The 1265-nt window shown below is 37.0% G+C and carries 1 protein-coding gene; it reads right to left on the bottom strand.

Translation table 11 applies throughout. The features are described 5' to 3' along the window. Window positions 1-1265, bottom strand: a 1265-nt coding sequence (locus TD29_RS18595; RefSeq protein WP_040282660.1) for an HYR-like domain-containing protein, incomplete at both ends; no start/stop codon positions are given.

The raw sequence follows: 1265 nt of genomic DNA, 5'->3' as shown, positions 1-1265 counted from the left end.
TTTCCACACTCATCGGTTAGAGTCCAAGTTCTTGTAATTATAGTTCCGTTGGCACAAACACCAGGATTAACATCATCAGAGAATGTGGCTTCTAAGTTAGAAGAACAGTTGTCATTTTCATTAGTAACATCACCAATATTAGATAAGTCATTAGGGTCTTGATTACAGTTTATAGTTATGTCATTTGGCACCGTAAATGTAGGAGCTGTTGTATCGGCTATTGTAATGTTTTGTGCTACTGCTGAAGAGTTTCCGCAGTCATCAATAAAGGTCCATGTTCGTGTAATAATGATATTACATGAATTAGCGTTATTGATGCTATCAACACCTGTAACTGTTATATTGTTCATACAATTATCACTAGCCGTTAATTGACCAGGCGCTGTAAGATCATCAATACATTGTAAGGTTAAATCATTTGGAGCATCAGGAGTGACAGGGTTTGTAGAATCGATATTATTAAATGTAGCTGTTGTTGATGTAGCGTTTCCGCAACCATCAGTAGCTGTAAATGTTACAGTGGCAGATCCTGTTTCACCGCAATTATTAGAAAGTGTAGTAAAGTTATTAGACCAAGTTACAGATGAGCAATCATCAGTAGCTGTAGCACCACCATTTGATGACAACCAAGCTTGAATATTTTGAGATAGATTTCCATCAATACCACATTCAACAGTTTGATTAGATGCAGGATTTGATATTACAGGAGGAGTTGTGTCTTGAATAGCATATGTTGCAGTTGTTGAAGCACTATTTCCACAATCATCAGTAGCGGTAAATATAACAGTAATTAATTCAGAACAATCAGAGACACCATTGTTATAGTTATTTGACCATGTTACATTTCCGCAGGTATCAGAAGCTATAGCTCCACCGTTATTGTTTAGCCAATCTGTAATGGTATTACTGCTTCCTGACTCATCACATTGAATTGTTATAGCAGCAGCAGGAGAGTCAATTGTAGGAGCAGTTGTGTCTTCTATAGTAATAATTTGGTCTAGAGTAGTTGTGTTTCCACAATCGTCAGTAGCGGTCCAAGTACGTGTAATTGTTTCTGAGTTACCACAATTAGTATTAGCGGTGTCAGTGTAAGAAATTGCTACAGCTCCACAATTATCGCTTCCTGTTGCTGTACCAGTAGTAGATGGATCGATAGAATCTCCACATTCTACAGTAATATCATTAGGTATATTTAAACTAGGAGCGATATTATCTTCTATAGTAATAATTTGGTCTAGAGCAGTTGTGTTTCCACACTCATCGGT

This window comes from Psychroserpens damuponensis, assembly GCF_000826655.1.
In the GTDB taxonomy this organism is placed as follows: Bacteria; Bacteroidota; Bacteroidia; order Flavobacteriales; family Flavobacteriaceae; genus Psychroserpens; species Psychroserpens damuponensis.
Note: the sequence above shows the minus strand (reverse complement) of the source record. Positions and strands in the feature narration are given on the sequence as shown.